The organism is Lysobacter korlensis, from assembly GCF_042434515.1.
The window spans coordinates 1-835 of record NZ_JBHLTG010000050.1 but is presented as its reverse complement, the minus strand read 5'-3'; the positions used below and the strand labels follow the sequence as shown (position 1 = coordinate 835).

The following is an 835-nucleotide window of genomic DNA, read 5'->3' as shown; positions in this document are numbered from 1 at the left end:
TGATTTGAGAAGTTTGATTTTAGACGTTCAATCTGACGAACTTCATTCAGCTTGTCTTCAATTCCAGACTCCAAAACCTCAAGCTCCCTTGCCTTGCCGACCAAAGATCTAGCTCGCTCATCGAGCGCAGCTTGCTGAATTTCGATCTCATCTCGCTCCTTGGCTGCTCGTACTTTCCAAGTCGGTGCAGGGCGTTTGTTTGGGTACTTTTGCTCTTGCAGTGTCTTGGCGTACTCCGTCCAATCGTATCCACAGTAATGCTTAACGGCTGCGTTAAAGCTCTGCTTCATCTTGGCAGTGACGGTCTTTCGTTGGAGGTTTCGGAGGTATTCACCATCTTGCGTGAACTTGCCGATCACGATATGGCAGTGGTCGCCCGTCCCTTGCTTGCTGCCGTCCTGCTTTTGTTGGTGCAGTATGGCCCTTGAGGTTGGTGCTATTTGGTTAGGTTCAACCCCACACACCTTGGCGGTTTCTCTGAGGCAGTGCTCAACGATCTGTCGCCATTGCTTGTCGTCTGGTCTGTAGCCTTTAGGTAGGTTGAGCGTGAACTCTACGGCATAGCTGCTCGGCGGTCTGCCGCCTTTGCCGTTCGCCGCTTGTTTGGCTGCGTAGGACTCTCCAGCGTAACTAATGTTACTCATCGTCCTATCATTGCCAAAAATCGGCTGTATGCGCTCTGTGTTGCGGTGGTTTGGGTGGTCTTTATTGCTTAGGTATACTTCACGCCCAGCAACGCCTCTAGAGCCGTTTTTAGTCGCTTCGGTTCTGACTGTCCATCCTTTCATAGTTCACTTTTATTTAAAGTGTACTAACTCAGTGATGGCAATCAAAA

The 835-nt window shown here is 49.8% G+C and carries 1 protein-coding gene; it reads right to left on the bottom strand.

Annotated elements, in window-relative coordinates:
* Positions 1–644: hypothetical protein (locus ACFFGH_RS34380; protein ID WP_386677463.1), on the bottom strand; the 644-nt coding region annotated here is incomplete at its 3' end.
* Between the last annotated feature and the right edge of the window lie 191 nt (positions 645–835).